Raw genomic sequence first — 18,069 nt, forward strand, 5'->3', positions numbered from 1 at the left:
CCCGTCCCCTGCCCCGTGGCGCGGGGGGTCTCTCGCACCCGACAATGGAGCCATGACGGGCCGCCAACAAGGGCATTTCGGGTTGAAATGGCGATCACGCCCGTGGCTTGGGCGCTACAGGTTGTTCAGCGTATCGGACAGGTTGATGCGGCCAAAATTGCCGAGCAGTTGCCGCATGAAGGTGACTTCCTGGATATTCGATTCGGTCACGCGGCGCGACAGGCGGACGACCTCGCCATCTTCCAGACCCAACTCGCGGATGTTCTGCACCCGGCCCTGGCCGTCGAAGGTGATGGCGACGATGTCGCGTTCGATCACCTCGGGACGGTTATAGGTGTAGAAGCGCTGCCGCGAGGCGACGTAATACCAGGTATCGCCCGAGATGATGCCCGAAGCCGTGGGCTGGCCGACCAGTTCTGCCACGCTCTCGCGGGTGTCGGAACCCGGCGTGATCTGGGCCAGTTCATCGGCGGGGGGCGTGTAGCCGTGATTGACAAAGGTGGGCGTGCAGGCCGCGAGACCGACGGCCAGCGCAAGCGCCAGGGCGACCCTCCTGCCTTTGGGATGCGTTCTCATCTGCCCGGCCCTCTTTCGCGCCATCTGTCCAGCGTGCCCCGAATATCCTGCGGGCTCTTGCAAGGCCCGGCAAAGCTTTCTATCGGCTTACCTGACCAGAACGGACAGGGCAAGTTCCGCGTCCGCCAAGTTGAACGCGAAGAGGTTCTCGATGTCGACAGACGATCTTCCCAAGCAGCCGATCCCGGTCGCCCGCCTGCGCAGCCGCGCGCCGAACCCGTTCGATCTGGCGCCCGACGCCGCCGCCTGCGCCGCGATTGCCGCCGATCTGGATATCCGCGGGCTGCGCAAGCTGCGCTTCGCGGGCGAGATCCTGGCCGATGACAACCGCGACTGGCTGCTGGAGGGGCAATTGGGCGCCACCGTGGTGCAGGACTGCGTGGTGACGCTGGCGCCGGTGACGACGCGGCTGGATCTGCCCGTCACCCGCCGCTTCATGCAGGAGCCGCCCGAGGCGGTGCCCGACGAAGAGGGCGAGGCCGAGATGCCCGCGGATGACACGATCGAGCCGCTCGGGAACGTCATCGACCCGGCCGCCGTGATGATCGAGGCGCTGGCGCTGAACCTGCCGCTGCATCCGCGCAGCGAGGGCGCGGACCTGGGCGATGCCGTCTATGCCGCGCCGGGTGTGACGCCGATGCAGGACGAGGACGCGCGCCCCTTCGCGGGGCTGGCCGGGTTGCGCGACCACCTGGCGGGCAAGGACAAGCCCGAGGAGGACGAGGGCGAAGACGGGGCCTGACGACCTGCGCGCATTAGGGCTTGCATGGGCAGAGAATCCCTCTATGTTCCCGGCCTCATTCGCCGCGTGAGAATGCAGCACCAACGGGTGCGCCCGGAGAGGGCCCGAATTAGGGTTGCCGAGCCGGATTTCAAGCGTTAGGCGAGGCCGAGAACCGAACCGATGACACCACTTTCCGGGGCCGCTTGAATGCAAGGTCAGCCCCATCAGACCCGAGGTTGAGACATGGCTGTCCCACAGAATAAAGTAACCCGCTCGCGTCGTAACATGCGCCGGTCGCATGACGCCCTGGTTGCGGCCAACCCCAATGAATGCCCCTCCTGCGGCGAGCTCAAGCGCCCGCATCACGTCTGCCCCTCCTGCGGCCAGTACGCGGATCGCGAAGTGATCGCACAGGCCGGCGAGATCGACCTCGACGACGACGCGGCCTAGGGCGGCGGGCGCGCGCAAGGCAGGACAGGTATGGCGGACACAGCACAATCGACCGGCGCGGACGCGTCCGAGACGGTGCTGTCAATCGACGCCATGGGCGGTGACAAGGGGCCGTCGGCGGTTGTCGACGGCATTGCCATTGCTGCGAGCGCCCTGCCCTCCGCGCGCTTCATCGTGCATGGCGACGAGGCCAGGCTGACCCCGCTGATCGGGGGCAATCCGGGCCTCGCGGATCGTTGCACGGTATTCCATGCCGACAAGATCGTCTCGATGGATGACAAGCCGAGCCAGGTGATGCGCTCGGGGCGCGACACCTCGATGTGGTCGGCCATCGAATCGGTGCGCAGCGGCGAGGCGTCTGCCGTGATCTCCTGCGGCAATACCGGCGCGCTGATGGCGATGTCGATGCTGCGCCTGCGCAAGATCGAGGGCGTGAACCGCCCCGCCATCGCCTGCCTCTGGCCCTCGCGCAATCCCGGCGGTTTCAACGTCATGCTGGATGCGGGCGCCGATATCCGCGCCGATGAAAACGACCTGCTGCAATATGCGCTGATGGGGGCGAGCTATGCCCGCAACGGCCTGGGCGTTGCGCGCCCGCGGGTCGGGCTTCTCAATGTCGGCACCGAGGAATTCAAGGGCCGGGCCGAGCTGAAGCTGGCCGCGCAGGCCATCGCGCGGGCGGCACCTGTCGGGCAGTTCGACTATGTCGGCTTTGTCGAGGGCGGCGACATGCCGTCGGACCGGGTCGATGTGATCGTCACCGACGGGTTTACCGGCAATGTCGCGCTCAAGACCGGCGAGGGCATCGCGCGGCTGGTGCGCGAATTGCTGGAGGACGCGTTCCGCAGCTCGTGGATGTCCAGGCTCGGCGCGGCGCTGGCGATGAAGCCCTTGCGGCACATGTCCACGCGGATCGACCCGCGCCAGGTCAATGGCGGATTGTTTCTGGGCTTGAACGGCACGGTGGTGAAATCGCATGGTGCGTCGGACGGGATGGGCGTGTCGGCGGGAATCAAGCTGGCCGCGCAATTGTCCGCAGCCGGGTTCAACGACCGGCTGGCCGCGCGCATCGCGGCATCGGAACGGGCATTGACCACGGAAGACGGGGATCGCGACGAATGAATGCTCAGGGACATACGCGCCGCGCGGTCGCCATCGGCGTCGGCCATTACCTGCCCGAGCGTGTCGTCGAGAACGCCGAGTTCGAGAAGACCATCGACACCAGCGATGAATGGATCCGCAGCCGCAGCGGCATCGAACGCCGCCATTTCGCAGCCGAGGGTCAGACCACATCGGACCTTGGTATCAAGGCCGCGGAGGCCGCGCTGGCCGATGCCGGGCTGACCGGGGCCGATATCGACGCGCTGATCGTTGCCACCTCGACCGCCGACCTGACTTTCCCTTCCGTCGCCACCATGATCCAGCACGGGCTTGGCATGACGCATGGCTTCGCCTTCGACGTGCAGGCGGTCTGCGCGGGCTTCATCTACGCGCTGTCTTCGGCCAATGCCTATATCCAGTGCGGCCAGGCCAAACGCGTGTTGGTGATCGGGGCCGAGACCTTCAGCCGCATCATGGACTGGAATGACCGCACCACCTCGGTCCTTTTCGGCGACGGGGCCGGCGCGCTGATTCTCGAAGCGCAGGACGGCGCGGGCGGGTCCGGGGATCGCGGCATCCTCTCGGTCGACCTCAATTCCGACGGCCAGTTCCGCGACCTGCTCTATGTCGATGGCGGCGTGTCGAAGACGCAGAGCACCGGCGTCTTGCGCATGGAGGGCCGCGAGGTCTTCCGCCACGCGGTCGAGAAACTGGCCAAGACCGCCGAAACCGCGCTGGAGCGGGCGGGCCTGGGCGCCGACGATGTCGATTGGATCGTGCCCCACCAGGCCAATCTGCGCATCATCAGCCGCACCGCGCAGAAGATGGGCGTCGGCATGGACCGGGTCATCGTCACGGTTCAGGATCACGGCAACACCTCTGCCGCGTCTATCCCGCTGGCGCTGTCGGTCGGTGTCGCCAGCGGAAAGATCAAGCGCGGCGATGTGCTGGTCGCCGAGGCGATCGGCGGCGGGCTTGCCTGGGGTGCGGCGGTTCTGCGCTGGTAGTCGGCGTTCACGCGCCGCCGAAACTCTGCCCGCCAAGCCCTTGATATTGACTTGGGAAACTGCAAGGCGCAGGATGCGCGTGAAACTGCGGGGGATCAAGTGACATGGCCGGTAAGACACTGACACGAATGGACCTGAGCGAAGCGGTGTTCCGCGAGGTCGGTCTGTCGCGCAACGAAAGCGCGCAACTGGTCGAAAGGGTGCTGGAACTGATGTCCGACAGCCTGGTCGATGACGAACAGGTCAAGATATCCTCCTTCGGCACGTTTTCCGTCCGCTCCAAGACCGCGCGGGTGGGCCGCAACCCGAAAACGGGCGAAGAGGCCCCGATTCCGCCGCGCCGGGTGCTGACCTTCCGCCCCTCGCACCTGATGAAGGACCGTGTCGCCTCGGGCAACAAACGGTAGACGGGGCGATGGCGTCGAAATCGCCCCAGGCGTTCCGCACCATCCGCGAAGTTGCCGACTGGCTTGAGGTCGAGGCCCATGTGCTGCGGTTCTGGGAAAGCAAGTTCAGCCAGATCAAACCCGTGAAACGCGCCGGTGGCAGGCGCTATTACCGCCCCGCCGACATGCGGCTGGTGGGCGGCATCAAGCATTTGCTGCACGACCAGGGCCTGACCATTCGCGGCGTGCAGAAGCTGATCCGCGAGGAAGGCGTGGCCCATGTCTCGGACCTCTCGCCCGCGCTGGACGACGATTTGCAGGGCGATCTGGTCGAGGCCGAAAGCACGGAGCCGGTCGAGGCGGATGCGCCCGCCAGCGGCTTCTTCGACGTGACCGCGATGGCGGGCGAGGAGGCGCAGCCCGAGGAGCGCGCCGAAGGTGAGGGCCCCACGGAAACCGAGGCCGCGCCGGAGGACCACGCGGCAGGGCCGGAGGAGGACTCGCAGAGCCCCGAACCGGCCCCGGAAGAGGCGCCCGAACCGGAACCCGCCGCCCCCATCGAGATCACCGCACAGCCCGACCCCGCCACTGACAGCCCTCCCGACTCCCCAACCCCGCTCACCGTCCTGCACACCCTGATCACCCAGGCCGGGCCGCTCGACCCAGAGCAATCCGCCGCCCTCGCCCCGCATCTCGCCCGGCTGGAGGCTTTGGCCGACCGGCTCACCGCCCGCAGCCGCGTCGGTTAGGGCGAAACCGGTCCCTTGTCGAAAAATCCCTCCCTTTCCTGCTTGCACCGCGCGGCAAATTCGCTAGAACCGCACGCAGTCGGGCTATGGCGCAGCCTGGTAGCGCGTCCGTCTGGGGGACGGAAGGTCGCAGGTTCGAGTCCTGCTAGCCCGACCAACCTGAAAACCGCCCCTGCCCTGACCGGCGCGGGCGGTTTTCGCGTCCTTGGAGCATATGATGGCCCCTGATCTGCCCCAACGCGGCGTCCTGCCCGACCACGCCATCGAGGCGATGACACAATCGGGCCAGATCCGGCCCGACCGCCCCTATGCCGAGACCCAGGTGCAACCCGCCAGCCTCGACCTGAGGCTTGGCACGCAGGCCTACCGCGTGCGCGCGTCCTTCCTGGCCGGGGCAGGGAACACGGTCGCCGACCGGCTGGCCGAGTTCACCATGCACGAGGTGGACCTGACGCATGGCGCGGTGCTGGAAAAAGGCTGCGTCTACCTGGTGCCGTTGATGGAGGGCCTGGCCTTGCCCGGCACAATCAGCGCGGTGGCGAACGCGAAGAGCTCCACCGGCAGGCTGGATCTGCTGACCCGCACCATCACCGATCGCGGCACCGAGTTCGACCGCATCCCGGCAGGCTATGAGGGTCGTCTTTACGCCGAGATCTGCCCGCGCAGCTTTTCCGTGCTCGTGCGCCCCGGAATGCGCCTGAACCAGATCCGGTTCCGCGACGGGCAGGCCGTGCTCAGCGATGCCGAGTTGAAGGCCCGCCATGCCGAAACGCCGCTGGTCTCGGGCGAGGCGGTGATCAGCGACGGGCTCGGCTTTTCCGTCGATCTCAGCCCCGGCCCCGGTGGCCTCGTAGGCTTCCGCGCCAAGCCGCATACGGGCGTGATCGACCTCGACAATATCGGGCATTACGCACCGGCCGAGTTCTGGGAGCGGCTGGAAACGACGGAAGGCCGCATCATCCTCGACCCCGGTGCCTTCTACATCCTGGTCAGCCAGGAGGCGGTGACGATCCCGCCCGATTGCGCCGCCGAGATGGCGCCCTACCTGGCCATGGTGGGCGAGTTCCGGGTGCATTACGCTGGCTTCTTCGACCCCGGTTTCGGCCACGGCGTGCCTGCGCGCGGGGTGCTTGAGGTGCGCTGCCACGAGGCGCCCTTCGTGCTGGAACACGGGCAGGTGGTGGGCCGCCTGGTCTATGAACGCATGGCCGCCCTGCCCCGCACGCTCTATGGGGCGGATCTGGCGTCGAATTACCAGGGCCAGGGGCTGAAACTCTCCAAGCATTTCCGGTCCTGACGCCGGAGGCCGAAATTTCTTGCTTCAAGAAATTTCCAGCCCGAAAATTTTTCCGGAAAAACATTCGGGCGGCGTCAGCGCAAAAGCGTCGAGTAGAACAGCAGCCCGTAGCGGCAGAGCACCTCGGACACCCCGTTCCACAATGCCGAGAACGCGATCGGGTCCAGCCGTTCGGCCTGCGCGATCTCGGCCAATGTCCTGCGCCCGTTGATGTGCCGCAAAAGACCGGCGGCAGCGGCGGAGACCGGCACCTCGATCTTCTCATCGCCCAGGTTGATCGGCAGCACGCCCTCCTTGGCGATGGCAGCGGCCAGTTTCGCCGGTTGCACGCCCTTGAGATGCGGCACGGACCCAGGCGTCGGCTTGGCCACGCGCCCCTCTGCCGTTGCTTTCGGTGCGGCATAGGCCACGTGCAGCCGGATCGTGCCGCGCAGCTTTTCGGCCAGTTCCATCCGCGTCAGCTCATCCAGCCCGACCAGCATCCGCCGATCCGGCAAAAGCGGCGCGGGGTCATAGGCATGGGCCTGCGGCAGGCCGGTGATCGCGAGGCCGGCCGCTTCGAACGCGTCGGAAAGATCGCGGATCGTGAACGCCCGGTCCTGGCTGTGCAGGAGCAGATCGTAGAACCCCGCATCGCTGGCCTTGTGGTCGCTGACATGCGGGTTGCGTTTGAAGGGATGACCCTCGGGCAGGCGCTGGAAGATCGCCCTGGCATCGCGCAGCCGGTCCCTGGGCGGGCCTTGCAGAAGCGTGCCGAACGCCTCCTGCAAGGGATAGACGCCCGCGCGGCCATAGGGCGCGTAGACCATGACCCCCATGCCGCCCTGCGGTTTCAGCGCGCCCGCCAGCGCGTCGAAGCCTTCCTGCGGGTCTGGCAGATGGTGCAGCACGCCGCAGCAGTCGATATAGTCGAAGGGGCCATGATCCCCTGCCTCCAGGAGCGACCCGGTAACGAAATTGATGCCTGACAGCCCGCGCGCCTCGGCCCGCGCCTCGGCGATCCCGCGCGCCGAGGTCGAGAGGTCGAGATAGGTGATCTCGTAGGGTTTTCCGGCACTTGTCAGGATCTGCGCCATCTGGATCAGCGCGTCGCCCGTGCCACCCCCCGCGACCAAGGCGCGGAAGGGCTGCGACCAGTCACGCTTGCCCGCAAAGACGAAATGGTCGATCTCCAGCGGATGCGAAGGCGACCCGGTGATCAGGCGCCTGGCCTCGTCCTTCGGGTCGCGTTCCGGGTAGGGATAGGCGTCGTACTGGTCCTCGATCAGGCTCACGCGCCCACCCCCACCTTGTCGATCGGATGGGCGGCAAGCCCCTCGCGCTGGTCCTCGGTCAGATCGTCCCAGGCCACGACCCAGGTGTGAATGGAAAACACCACGGCGCGGGTTTCCGGCAGGCGCAGCAGGCTTTGCCGTTCCGAGCGCAGGAAGGGCGATTGGCCCTTCGGCTGCACCCGCCGGTCGGCATGGCGGCGCGGCTGGTGCAGGGCGGGGTCGGCATAGAGCAGCGCATTGGCACGCCAGAGCGGGCGGTCGGGATGCAGCGCGTCAAAGAGGCGCTGAACGCGCGCGGCAAGGTGGCCTTCGTATTCCGGCACGGGGTCGTGGATCGCGGTCAGCGGGCGGCCCAGTTTCTCGGACAGGCTCCAACTGGCGGGAAAGCACAGGACGGCCCCGGTCAGGACATGCTCATCGGCACACTCGGCCTGGTCCAGCACGCAGAGATCCTCCTGCACCAGCCGCCCCGCGACCAGCAACGGATGATCGGAGTCGCGCGCGACCGTCACGCCATCGGGGCGCGTCACCTTCCCCGCGCCGACCTCGTAGCCCGACCCCAGACGGGTCAGGATCAGCGCCAGAAGCTCCTCGGCGGCCGCCTCCTCGCCGCCCATTGTCGCGAAGACCTCCTCGCGGCGGTCCTTCAGCAGCCGGTCGCGCAGGGCCATCTGCGGGCCGAACGCCTCATCCATCACCAGCCAATCGGCCATGTCGAGCGGCTGGATCCCCGGCAGACGCCGCGTGGCGGGCTGCATCCACGGCGCGTGCGGCAGGCTCTTCTGGCAGATATGTTCCAAATTCGACCCCCATGATGCCGCAATCCCGCAAGCGCGCCCTGCCCCCGGACCTTCAGTCTGTCGCCAGGGAGGCCCCGCGATGAATGAAGCCTATCGCCCGCTCGTGCGCAAGATCGACCCGTCCAAGGGCAGTCATCTGCCCGATGGCACGCTGAATGACAATGACCGGATGGAGATCGGGCCGACGCCACTGGCCTATGCCGAGTTTGCGGCGGCGGGCCTGCGCCTCCCCGACCTGCCCATGATGCGCCGCTATCGCCTTGGCCGCCTGACCGAAAAGCTGATCGAGCGGGACTATGGCGGCCTCCTGGTCTTCGACCCGCTCAACATCCGCTACGCCACCGATTCGACCAATATGCAGCTTTGGAACACGCATAACCCGTTCCGCGCCTGCCTGGTTCTGCCCGATGGCTACATGGTGCTGTGGGATTACAAGAACGCGCCCTTCCTGTCGGGCCACAACCCGCTGGTGCGCGAGGTGCGGGCCGGCGCGGATCTGTTCTATTTCGACCGGGGCGACAAGCTGGACGTGGCCGCCGATGCCTTCGCCCGCGACGTGGCCGACCTGATGGCCCGACACGCGCCGGGCCTGCGCCGCCTGGCCGTCGACAAGCCGATGCTGCACGGGCTGCGCGCGCTGGAGGCGCAGGGGCTGGAGGTGATGCCCGGCGAGGAGGTCACGGAAAAGGCCCGCTCCATCAAGGGCTCCGATGAAATCCTGGCGATGCGCTGCGCCATGCTGGCCTGCGAGGCGTCCATGGCCGAGATGCAAGCCGCGACGCGGCCGGGGCTTACCGAGGACGAAATCTGGGCCGAGCTGCACCGCGCCAATATCGCGCGCGGCGGCGAATGGATCGAGACGCGCCTTCTGACCACCGGGCCGCGCACCAACCCGTGGTTCCAGGAATGCGGGCCAAGGGTGCTGCAAAACAACGAGATTCTCGCCTTCGACACCGACCTGATCGGCTGTTACGGCATCTGCGCCGACATCTCGCGCACCTGGTGGATCGGCGACCTGCCCCCGCGCCCCGACATGATCCACGCGATGCGCCACGCGCATGAGCACATCATGACCAATATGGAGATGCTGAAACCCGGCGTCGGGCTGGAGGAATTGACGGCAAACACCCATGTTTTAGAGCCGCCCTTTCAGAGGCTCAAATATGGCTGCCTGATGCACGGTGTCGGGCTCTGCGATGAATGGCCCCTTGTGGCCTATCCCGACCACGCGGTGAAGGGCGCGTTCGATTACGTGCTGGAACCGGGTATGACGCTGTGCGTCGAGGCACTGGTCAGCCCCGAGGGGGGCGATTTCTCGATCAAGCTGGAGGATCAGGTGCTGATCACCGAGGATGGCTATGAGAACCTGACGCGGTATCCGTTCGATCCGGCGCTGATGGGGGCATGACGCCGGAAAAATCTTCTAGAAGATTTTTCGCCACGGGAAGAGTTTTCGGGCAAAATTCTTCCGCCACCCGCCCACGCCGCAACACGCCCGCGTGATCGGGGTTGCGGCGCGGGGGCCGCGGCCACATTCTCTTGAGGCACCGCCCCCCGCGCAAGGAACGGCCCATGCCCACCGAAAAATTCACCTTCCCCGGCCATGACGGCATCGAGCTGGCCGCGCGGCTGGACCTGCCCGACGGTCCGCACCTGGCCACGGCGCTGATGGCGCATTGCTTCACCTGCGGCAAGGATATCGCGGCGTCCCGGCGCATCGCGGCGCGGCTGGCGGGAATGGGCATCGCGGTGCTGCGGTTCGATTTTACCGGGCTCGGCCATTCGCAGGGCGAGTTCGAGAACACCTCGTTCTCCTCCAACGTCGCCGACCTGCACGCCGCCGCCAGCGCCCTGGCCGAGCGTGACATGGCCCCCGACCTCATTATCGGCCATTCGCTTGGCGGCGCGGCGGTGCTGCGCGCGGCCCCTGATATGGACAGTGTCAAGGCCGTCATCACCATCGCCGCCCCCTTCGACCCCGGCCATGTGACGCATAATTTCGGCGACGCGCTGGAACGGATCGAGGCCGACGGCTCCAGCGAGGTCATGCTTGGCGGGCGCAAGATCACGATCGGCAAGGGCTTTGTCGAGGATGTCCGCGCGGAAAAGCTTGCCCCGGCCATCGCCAACCTGCACAGGGCGCTTCTGGTGCTGCACGCCCCCCGCGACGCGCTGGTCGGGATCGAGAATGCCACCCGGATCTTCACCGCCGCGAAACACCCGAAAAGCTTTGTCACTCTGGATGACGCCGATCATCTGATCAGCCATCCCGACGATGCCGAATACGCCGCCGAGGTGATCGCGGCCTGGGCCGGCAAGTATATCGACCTGCGCCCGCCCGCGCCGCCCATCGGCGCGCCTGAAGGCGTGACCCGCGTGACCGAGGCCGACCCCGACGGCTTCCGCCAGGACGTGCAGGCCGGCCCCTTCCACCATGCCGTCGCGGATGAGCCGCGCGCCTATGGCGGCACCAACCAGGGCTTTACCCCCTACCAGTTCCTCGCCGCCGGTCTTGGCGCCTGCACCTCGATGACGATCCGCATGTATGCGCGGCGCAAGGACTGGCCCCTGACCGGCGTGTCCGTCGATGTGACGCATGACAAGGTTCACGCCCAGGATGCCAGCGGGCGCGGCGACAAGATCGACACCTTCACACGGCGCATCACGCTGGAGGGCGACCTCGACGCAAGCCAGCGCAAGCGCCTGTTGGAGATCGCCAACAAATGCCCGGTCCACCGGACGCTCGAATCAGGCGCTGCGGTCAGAACCGAGCTGGTGGACTGACTTGACATAAATCAAGGCGCGCAATTCTGGCTGGCCCATCATGACCTTGCGTAAACCAGAAAGGACCGCGCCATGGGCCTGCTTTCCAAGCTCGATACTTCCGCGACCCTCGTTCAGGACATGGCCGGACGGCTCGATGTCGATCTCGAGGGCGCGCTGTTCAGGGACGTCGAAACCGGCGCCTACCAGTTCCGCAACATGATCCTGTCCTGCACCGCCTGTTCCGATCAGGACGGCTGCCGCAAGCTGTTGGATGAAAACGACAAACTGGACGCGGCACCGGAGTATTGCCGTAACGGCCACCTGCTGAAGCGCGGCTAGATCGGCAGCATCGTCGTCGACTTGATCTGCTCCATCGAGAGCAGGGCGGTGACGTTGTAGATGCGCACCTCTGAAATCAGCGCCTGGTAGAACACGTCATAGGCGCGCGCATTGGCCACGCGCACCTTGAGGATATAGTCGATATCACCCGCCAGCCTGTGCGCCTCCATCACCTCGGGGCGCGCTTGCAGGGTGGCGAGAAATTTCTGCTGCCATTCCGCCTCATGTTCCGACGTGCGGATGAGGACGAAGAAACACGCCTCCAGCCCCAGGGCCTCGGCATCCAGCAGCACCGTCTGCTGGCCGATGATCCCCGCCTCGCGCATTTTCTTGATCCGGGTCCACACCGGCGTCTTGGACGAGCCCACCTTCTTGGCAATTTCATCCAGCGATTGGCCTGCATCCGCTTGCAGGGCTTGAAGGATCTTCCGATCCAGCGCGTCGATCTGAACAGACATTTGGCAATCTTCCCATGGATGGAACGGTGAACGGGTTTCGACCCTCCATAGCGAACAAATGTCCTTATCAGCAAGCCCATCTGGCCAAAAACCGGGAAAATATCCTATGTTTGGGGCAGGAACTTGGAACAGGCTAATATGAAACATTTCCCGATCTTTCTGGCCATGGAGGGCCAAAAGCTGGTGCTGTCGGGCGGCGGGGATGCCGCTCTGGCCAAGCTGCGCCTGCTGATGAAGACCGAGGCGCGGATCGAGGTCTTCACGGCAGACCCCGCGCCCGTGATCGTGACCTGGGCCGGGGAAGACCGCCTCAACCTCACGGCCCGCGCGCTTCAACCCGGTGACGTGGCCGGGGCTGTCCTATTCTATGCCGCCGATGAGGATGCGCGCGAGGATGCCCGCACCAGTGCCATCGCACGGGCCGAGGGTGCGCTGGTCAATATCGTGGACAACCTTGCCGACAGCCAGTTCATCACCCCCGCCATCGTCGATCGCGACCCGGTGACGGTCGCCATCGGGACCGAGGGCGCGGCCCCGGTGCTGGCGCGCGCCATCAAGCGCGACCTGGAGGAGCGTCTGCCGGTGACGCTGGGCGCGCTGACCCGGATCGGCAAACGGTTTCGCCGCGCTGCCGAGGCGCTGCCCTTTGGCCGCAAACGCCGCGATTTCTGGGCCGATTACTATTTCACCACCGGCCCCCGCGCGCTGGCCGAGGACGGCCCGCAAGGGGCGGAAGAGGCGCTGAATACGCTCCTCGACACGCACCTGAACGCGGCTCCGCGGGCAGGCCATGTCGCCCTTGTGGGTGCAGGCCCCGGCGATCCGGAACTGCTGACCCTCAAGGCCCGCCGCGCGCTGGATGAGGCCGATGTCATCATCCATGACCGCCTGATCGCGCCCGAAATCCTGGAGCTTGCCCGGCGCGAGGCCACGCTGATCGACGTCGGCAAGGAGGGTTTCGGCCCCTCCACCGACCAGACCAGAATCGCCGCCCTCATGACCCGACACGCCAGAACCGGCGCGCAGATCGTGCGGCTGAAATCCGGTGACCCCGCGATCTATGGCCGGTTGGACGAGGAATTGACCGCATTGGACGCGGCAGGCGTCGGTTGGTCCATCATCCCCGGCCTCACCGCCGCCTCGGCCGCTGCCGCCAGCATCGGGCAGAGCCTGACGCAGCGCGGGCGCAATTCCAGCCTGCGCATCCTGACGGGCCACGACACGAAAGGCTTCGCCGAGCAGGATTGGGCCGCGCTGGCCCGCCCCGGCACCGCTGCTGCCATCTACATGGCCAAGCGCGGTGCGCGGTTCCTGCAAGGGCGCTTGCTGATGCACGGGGCGTCGCCGCAAACCCCCGTCACCATTGTCGAAAACGCCTCGCGCGCCGATCAGACCGTGCTGCAATCCTGTCTGGCCACGCTGGCCGCCGACCTTGACCGGGCCGAGATGTCCGGCCCCGCCATCCTTCTCTACGGCCTCGCCCCGCGCGCGGCCCTTGCCGAAATCCCTCAAGTCCCGGAGGCTGCACATGGCCCGTAATTTCACGCCCAAAGTCGTCACCGCAAACCACCTGCTGGAGGGCGATGTCGTCTACCTGACCGTCGATGACCGCTGGACCCGCCGCATCGAGGAGGCCGAACTGCTGGAGGACGAGGCCCATGCCACGATCCGCCTGCTTGATGCCGAGCGGCAGGCAGCAGAGATCGTCGGCGCCTATCTGGCCGATGCCAAGCGCGGGCCTCATGGTCCCACGCCCACGCATTTCCGCGAGGTGTTCCGCACCCAAGGCCCCTCCAACTACGCCCATGGCAAACAGGCGGAGCTGTAAACTCATGTATGAATACAATGACTTCGACCACGCGTTCCTGGCAGAGCGCAATGCCCAGTTTCGCGCCCAGGTCGAGCGCCGGATCGACGGCAGCCTGACCGAGGATGAGTTCAAGCCGCTCAGGCTGATGAACGGGCTCTACCTGCAACTGCACGCCTACATGCTGCGCGTGGCGATCCCCTATGGCACGCTCAATTCAGCGCAGATGGACCGCATGGCCCATGTGGCCCAGACCTGGGACAAGGGCTATGGCCATTTCACCACGCGCCAGAACATCCAGTATAACTGGCCGAAACTGCGCGACGTGCCGGACATGCTGGACAGCCTGGCAGAGGTCGGTATTCACGCCATCCAGACCAGCGGCAACACCATCCGCAACGTCACCGCCGACCATTTCGCGGGCGCGGCAGCCGATGAGATCGCCGATCCGCGTCCACTGGCCGAGCTGCTGCGGCAATGGTCCACCGATCACCCCGAATTCCAGTTCATGCCGCGCAAGTTCAAGATCGCCATCACCGGCGCGCCCAATGACCGCGCGGTGACGGCGGCGCATGACCTCGCCCTGCGGATTGTCGAGCGTGACGGGCAGATCGGCTATCAGGTCTGGGTCGGCGGCGGGCTTGGCCGCACGCCCATGATCGGCAAGGTGCTGGCCGATTTCGTGACGCTCGATGACCTGCTGCCCTACCTGGAGGCCACGGTCGCGGTCTGGAACGTGATCGGACGGCGCGACAACAAGTTCAAGGCGCGCATCAAGATCCTGGTGCATGAATTCGGGCTGGAGAACCTGCGCGAGGAGGTCGAGAAGGAGTTCGCGCTGCGCAAGACGCAGTTCGATGCCGGGCAGACCAGCATCCTGTTGGACGAGATCAGCAGGCACTTCGCCCCTCCCGCGTTCGAAGCCGCCGGAACCGAGCCCTTCGATGCGGCTTACGAGGCTGATCCGGTCTTCCGCTCCTGGGTCGATACCAACCTGACCGCGCATCGCGCCGAGGGCTATGCCATCGTCAGCGTGTCCCTGAAAAAACAGGGCGCGACACCGGGCGATGCGACGGCGGACCAGATGCGGGTGCTGGCCGCGATCGCGCGCGAATTCGGCCATGATGAGCTGCGCATTTCCCATGAGCAGAACGTGATCTTGCCCCATATCCACAAGCGCCACCTGCCGCAGATCCACGCGCGCCTGAAATCCGCTGATCTCGCCACCGCCAATATCGGGCTGATCAGCGACATCATCGCCTGCCCCGGCATGGATTACTGCGCGCTGGCGACGGCCCGTTCCATCCCCGTCGCGCAGGAGATCGCGACGCGGTTCGACGCGCTGAAGCTGGAGCATGATATCGGCCCGCTCAAGATCAAGATCTCGGGCTGCATCAATGCCTGCGGGCATCATCACGTGGGTCATATCGGCATTCTCGGCCTCGACCGCGCGGGCGTGGAAAACTACCAGATCACGCTTGGCGGCGACGGCACCGAGGATGCGGTGATCGGCACCCGGACAGGGCCCGGTTTCGCCTATGACCAGATCGTGCCCGCGATCGAGCGTATCGTGCAGGCCTATCTGGACCTGCGCGAAAGCCGCAATGAGACCTTCCTCGACGCCTACAAACGCGTCGGCATGGAGCCGTTCAAATCGGCGCTTTATCCGGAGGCCCAACGTGCCGCTTGATGCCACCCTCACCGACCTCACAGAATGGGTCGCGGGCCTCAACGCCCGCTACAAGCACCATTCCGCCACGGCGGTGATGGAGCGGGCGCTCAGCGATTCCGATCTGGGGCGGATCGCGCTGGTCTCGTCTTTCGGGGCGGAATCTGTGGTGCTCTTGCACATGGTTTCGGTGATCGACAAGGCCACGCCGGTCCTGTTCGTGGACACGAATATGCTGTTTGCGGAAACGCTGACCTACCAGCAGGAGGTGAGCCAACACCTGGGCCTGACGGATGTGCGCACCATCCATGCCAGCCAGATCGCCACCATCGCGGGCGACCCCGACGGCACCTTGCATGAGCGCGATACCGATGCCTGCTGCAGCCTGCGCAAGGTGGCCCCGATGGAGGCCGCCCTCGCCCCTTTCGACAGCTGGATCACGGGCCGCAAACGGTTCCAGTCCGGCAGCCGCGCAAGCCTGGAATTCTTCGAGACCGAAGGCCAGAAACGCATCAAGATCAATCCCTTGGCGCATTGGGCGCCCGAGGATGTGCGCGATTACATGATCAACAACCGCCTGCCGCGTCACCCGCTTGTGGCGAAGGGCTACCCCTCGATCGGCTGCGCGCCCTGCACCGCGAAAGTGGCCCCCGGCGAGGATCCCCGATCCGGCCGCTGGAAGGGGCAGGACAAGGAAGAATGCGGCATCCATTTCATCGACGGGCGCATGGTGCGTGGGCCCCTGAAACAAGCCTCCTGAAGGAACCCGATATGAAAGACCTGATCACCGAAACCGCCGCCCTCGAGGCCGTTCTCGTCACCGATGCGGGCTTTGCGCCCGCTCCCGCCGAGGATGCGCTCGACATCGCGCCCGACGCCGATCTCGACGCGCTGGACCTTGCCACCCCCGCGATTCGCGTCGATTTCGCCAGCTTCGCCGACGGGCGCGGCTTCACCATTGCGCGGCGGCTGCGCCTGAGGGGCTATACCGGGCGGCTTGTTGCCTCCGGTCATGTCCTCGCCGACCAATACGCGATGGCGCGCCGGTCGGGCTTCGATGCGGTGCAGATCAACGCCGACCTCGCCGCGCGCCAGCCCGAGGATCAGTGGCTTGCGCGCGCCGACTGGCAGGCGCATGACCACCGGGCGCGGCTGCGCGCCGCCTGAACGCCCCCTTTTCCTTACCCAGATCAACGTCTAGTTAGAAGGACGACCCCATTGCGGGGCCGCATGTATTCCGATGACCGAGCAATCCCCCGTGACCCAGACCAGCGCCGTCAAAGTGCCCACCCTGCCCGATGCCCAGACCGTCACCGAGGTCACGCATTACACCGACCGGCTGTTTTCCTTCCGGGTGACACGGCCCGCATCGCTGCGCTTTCGCTCGGGCGAATTCGTGATGATCGGCCTGATGGGCGATGTGAACCCGAAGACCGGCAAGCAGAAGCCGCTGCTGCGCGCCTATTCCATCGCCTCGCCCTCCTGGGACGAGGAGCTGGAATTCTACTCGATCAAGGTGCAGGACGGCCCGCTGACCTCGCGGCTCCAGCATATCCAGCCGGGCGACGAGATCATCCTGCGCCCCAAACCCGTCGGCACGTTGGTCCATGACGCGCTGCTGCCCGGCAAGCGGCTCTGGTTCTTCGCCACCGGCACCGGATTCGCGCCCTTCGCCAGCCTCCTGCGCGAGCCGCAGACCTACGAGGATTACGACGAGGTCATCATCACCCATACCTGCCGCGAGGCGGGCGAGTTGACCTATGGCCGCGAGATCATCGAAAGCCTCAAGACGGATGAGCTGCTCAATGACGTGATCGGCGAGGGGTTCTGGAAGAAGATCAAGTACTACCCGACAACGACGCGCGAAGAGAGTGCCAGGATGGGCCGGATCACCGACCTGATGCGCTCGGGTCAGGCCTTTGTCGATCTGGGTGTCGAACCGCTCAATGCCGAGACCGACCGCGCGATGATCTGCGGCAACCTCGCCTTCAACCTGGAATTGAAGGAGATGCTGGAGGAATACGGGCTTGAGGAAGGCGCCAATTCCAAGCCCGCGCAATATGTGGTGGAAAAGGCGTTCCTGGATTGAACGTCCAATCGGGGTCGCGGTGAATTTGCGGTCCTGATCAGGTCATTACGCCCTTCCGAAAATGCGACGGGGATCGCGAGAGATACAGCGCATTCCAGACGCTATCACGTTGCTGAAATTGTCGCTGGAACCGGCCCCCGCCAGTCAGGTTGGATCCAGCTCATTCCCTTCGGCAGGCCAGTGCCGCTACCCTTGAACTTCGCCAATCAGCATTTGCGGTTGCCCGCTGTAGAAGTTGGGAATATCAGCCAGGGCAGGCCCCGCGGCACCCATAGCGGAGTCCAGCGCGGCTTGATCCCTGAACGTCATTGTCGCAATTGCGTGGAACCCCGCGGGGACATCCGGACCGCCTGCCAATCCCTTGATAATCATTACATTCTCGATATGTGGCCCCATATGCTGGTCGACAATCGGCATATGCTTACCGGCATAGTAAGCGTGATCAAACGTGGTGCCGTTGTCCGTCGGATAGAGAACTTGCAGTGAAACTGTCATTTTGAAATCCTTTGGGCCGTCCAGAATTGGACGATCCTTAGGACGTTAGGGTCACATATTGCCGATAGCCAGCCAATTCGGC

General features: G+C 65.6%; 21 protein-coding genes and 1 tRNA gene. 17 read left to right on the forward strand and 5 right to left on the reverse strand.

Annotation, left to right across the window (positions count from 1 at the left end; all coding sequences use genetic code 11):
- Positions 1-114: 114 nt before the first annotated feature.
- Positions 115-576, reverse strand: coding sequence for an outer membrane protein assembly factor BamE (locus HNS34_RS07105; RefSeq protein WP_235952647.1), 462 nt, complete (start codon positions 574-576; stop codon positions 115-117).
- A gap of 151 nt (positions 577-727) precedes the next feature.
- On the opposite strand from HNS34_RS07105, the gene HNS34_RS07110 reads away from it, so the two are divergent.
- From HNS34_RS07110 to HNS34_RS07145, 8 genes are all read left to right on the forward strand, one after another.
- On the forward strand, positions 728-1,318 hold the full coding sequence (locus HNS34_RS07110) for a YceD family protein (RefSeq protein WP_172319350.1): 591 nt from the start codon (positions 728-730) through the stop codon (positions 1,316-1,318).
- 225 nt (positions 1,319-1,543) lie between these two features.
- Positions 1,544-1,750, forward strand: a complete 207-nt coding sequence (gene rpmF / locus HNS34_RS07115) for a 50S ribosomal protein L32 (RefSeq protein WP_172319351.1) — start codon at positions 1,544-1,546, stop codon at positions 1,748-1,750.
- A gap of 30 nt (positions 1,751-1,780) precedes the next feature.
- On the forward strand, positions 1,781-2,872 hold the full coding sequence (gene plsX, locus HNS34_RS07120) for a phosphate acyltransferase PlsX (RefSeq protein WP_172319352.1): 1,092 nt from the start codon (positions 1,781-1,783) through the stop codon (positions 2,870-2,872).
- The gene (locus HNS34_RS07125) at positions 2,869-3,858 is read left to right on the forward strand and encodes a beta-ketoacyl-ACP synthase III (RefSeq protein WP_172319353.1); all 990 of its coding nucleotides are present in this window, start codon (positions 2,869-2,871) and stop codon (positions 3,856-3,858) included. The genes plsX and HNS34_RS07125 overlap by 4 nt, the downstream gene beginning before the upstream one ends.
- A 104-nt stretch (positions 3,859-3,962) precedes the next feature.
- Positions 3,963-4,265 (forward strand): integration host factor subunit alpha, encoded by a 303-nt coding sequence (gene ihfA / locus HNS34_RS07130; RefSeq protein ID WP_172319354.1) that lies wholly within the window; start codon positions 3,963-3,965, stop codon positions 4,263-4,265.
- An 8-nt stretch (positions 4,266-4,273) separates the two neighbouring features.
- Positions 4,274-4,993, forward strand: a complete 720-nt coding sequence (locus HNS34_RS07135; RefSeq protein ID WP_172319355.1) for a MerR family transcriptional regulator — start codon at positions 4,274-4,276, stop codon at positions 4,991-4,993.
- An 80-nt stretch (positions 4,994-5,073) separates the two neighbouring features.
- Positions 5,074-5,150 (forward strand) — tRNA-Pro (locus HNS34_RS07140).
- 57 nt (positions 5,151-5,207) lie between these two features.
- Entirely contained in the window at positions 5,208-6,290 is a 1,083-nt protein-coding gene (locus HNS34_RS07145; protein ID WP_172319356.1) for a 2'-deoxycytidine 5'-triphosphate deaminase, read from the forward strand.
- Between the two features lie 74 nt (positions 6,291-6,364).
- Here the strand turns inward: HNS34_RS07145 and HNS34_RS07150 are convergent, their stop codons facing one another.
- Both HNS34_RS07150 and HNS34_RS07155 read right to left on the reverse strand, forming a co-directional pair.
- Positions 6,365-7,564, reverse strand: a complete 1,200-nt coding sequence (locus HNS34_RS07150) for a class I SAM-dependent methyltransferase (protein ID WP_172319357.1) — start codon at positions 7,562-7,564, stop codon at positions 6,365-6,367.
- Positions 7,561-8,364: a heme-dependent oxidative N-demethylase family protein gene (locus HNS34_RS07155; protein WP_235952648.1), complete on the reverse strand. Its 804-nt coding sequence runs from the start codon at positions 8,362-8,364 to the stop codon at positions 7,561-7,563. Before HNS34_RS07155 ends, HNS34_RS07150 begins: the two co-directional genes overlap by 4 nt.
- 79 nt (positions 8,365-8,443) lie before the next feature.
- On the opposite strand from HNS34_RS07155, the gene dddP reads away from it, so the two are divergent.
- The 3 genes from dddP to HNS34_RS07170 all read left to right on the forward strand — a co-directional run bounded on the left by dddP (position 8,444) and on the right by HNS34_RS07170 (position 11,469).
- Positions 8,444-9,772 carry a dimethylsulfonioproprionate lyase DddP gene (gene dddP / locus HNS34_RS07160; protein WP_172319358.1) on the forward strand — a complete coding sequence of 443 codons (1,329 nt, stop codon included), beginning with the start codon at positions 8,444-8,446 and terminating at the stop codon, positions 9,770-9,772.
- 164 nt (positions 9,773-9,936) lie between these two features.
- Complete coding sequence (locus tag HNS34_RS07165) at positions 9,937-11,148, forward strand: bifunctional alpha/beta hydrolase/OsmC family protein (protein WP_172319359.1); 1,212 nt, start codon at positions 9,937-9,939, stop codon at positions 11,146-11,148.
- Between the two features lie 72 nt (positions 11,149-11,220).
- Positions 11,221-11,469, forward strand: coding sequence for a DUF6455 family protein (locus HNS34_RS07170; RefSeq protein WP_172319360.1), 249 nt, complete (start codon positions 11,221-11,223; stop codon positions 11,467-11,469).
- Here the strand turns inward: HNS34_RS07170 and HNS34_RS07175 are convergent.
- Positions 11,466-11,927, reverse strand: a complete 462-nt coding sequence (locus HNS34_RS07175) for an Lrp/AsnC family transcriptional regulator (RefSeq protein ID WP_172319361.1) — start codon at positions 11,925-11,927, stop codon at positions 11,466-11,468. The two genes, HNS34_RS07170 and HNS34_RS07175, sit on opposite strands and share 4 nt — an antisense overlap.
- Positions 11,928-12,065: 138 nt before the next feature.
- On the opposite strand from HNS34_RS07175, the gene cysG reads away from it, so the two are divergent.
- The 6 genes from cysG to HNS34_RS07205 all read left to right on the forward strand — a co-directional run bounded on the left by cysG (position 12,066) and on the right by HNS34_RS07205 (position 17,492).
- Positions 12,066-13,466, forward strand: a complete 1,401-nt coding sequence (gene cysG / locus HNS34_RS07180; RefSeq protein WP_172319362.1) for a siroheme synthase CysG — start codon at positions 12,066-12,068, stop codon at positions 13,464-13,466.
- Positions 13,456-13,755: a DUF2849 domain-containing protein gene (locus HNS34_RS07185; protein ID WP_172319363.1), complete on the forward strand. Its 300-nt coding sequence runs from the start codon at positions 13,456-13,458 to the stop codon at positions 13,753-13,755. Before cysG ends, HNS34_RS07185 begins: the two co-directional genes overlap by 11 nt.
- A 4-nt stretch (positions 13,756-13,759) precedes the next feature.
- Entirely contained in the window at positions 13,760-15,424 is a 1,665-nt protein-coding gene (locus tag HNS34_RS07190; protein ID WP_172319364.1) for a nitrite/sulfite reductase, read from the forward strand.
- Positions 15,414-16,163 carry a phosphoadenylyl-sulfate reductase gene (locus tag HNS34_RS07195; protein WP_328700487.1) on the forward strand — a complete coding sequence of 250 codons (750 nt, stop codon included), beginning with the start codon at positions 15,414-15,416 and terminating at the stop codon, positions 16,161-16,163. The genes HNS34_RS07190 and HNS34_RS07195 overlap by 11 nt, the downstream gene beginning before the upstream one ends.
- 11 nt (positions 16,164-16,174) lie before the next feature.
- Positions 16,175-16,570 (forward strand): DUF934 domain-containing protein, encoded by a 396-nt coding sequence (locus tag HNS34_RS07200; RefSeq protein ID WP_172319366.1) that lies wholly within the window; start codon positions 16,175-16,177, stop codon positions 16,568-16,570.
- Between the two features lie 73 nt (positions 16,571-16,643).
- On the forward strand, positions 16,644-17,492 hold the full coding sequence (locus HNS34_RS07205; protein WP_172319367.1) for a ferredoxin--NADP reductase: 849 nt from the start codon (positions 16,644-16,646) through the stop codon (positions 17,490-17,492).
- 186 nt (positions 17,493-17,678) lie between these two features.
- Here the strand turns inward: HNS34_RS07205 and HNS34_RS07210 are convergent, their stop codons facing one another.
- Positions 17,679-17,987 (reverse strand): EthD family reductase, encoded by a 309-nt coding sequence (locus HNS34_RS07210; protein ID WP_172319368.1) that lies wholly within the window; start codon positions 17,985-17,987, stop codon positions 17,679-17,681.
- Positions 17,988-18,069 lie beyond the last annotated feature (82 nt).

The sequence above is a fragment of the Alterinioella nitratireducens genome (genome assembly GCF_013155465.1).
Classification (GTDB): Bacteria; Pseudomonadota; Alphaproteobacteria; order Rhodobacterales; family Rhodobacteraceae; genus Alterinioella; species Alterinioella nitratireducens.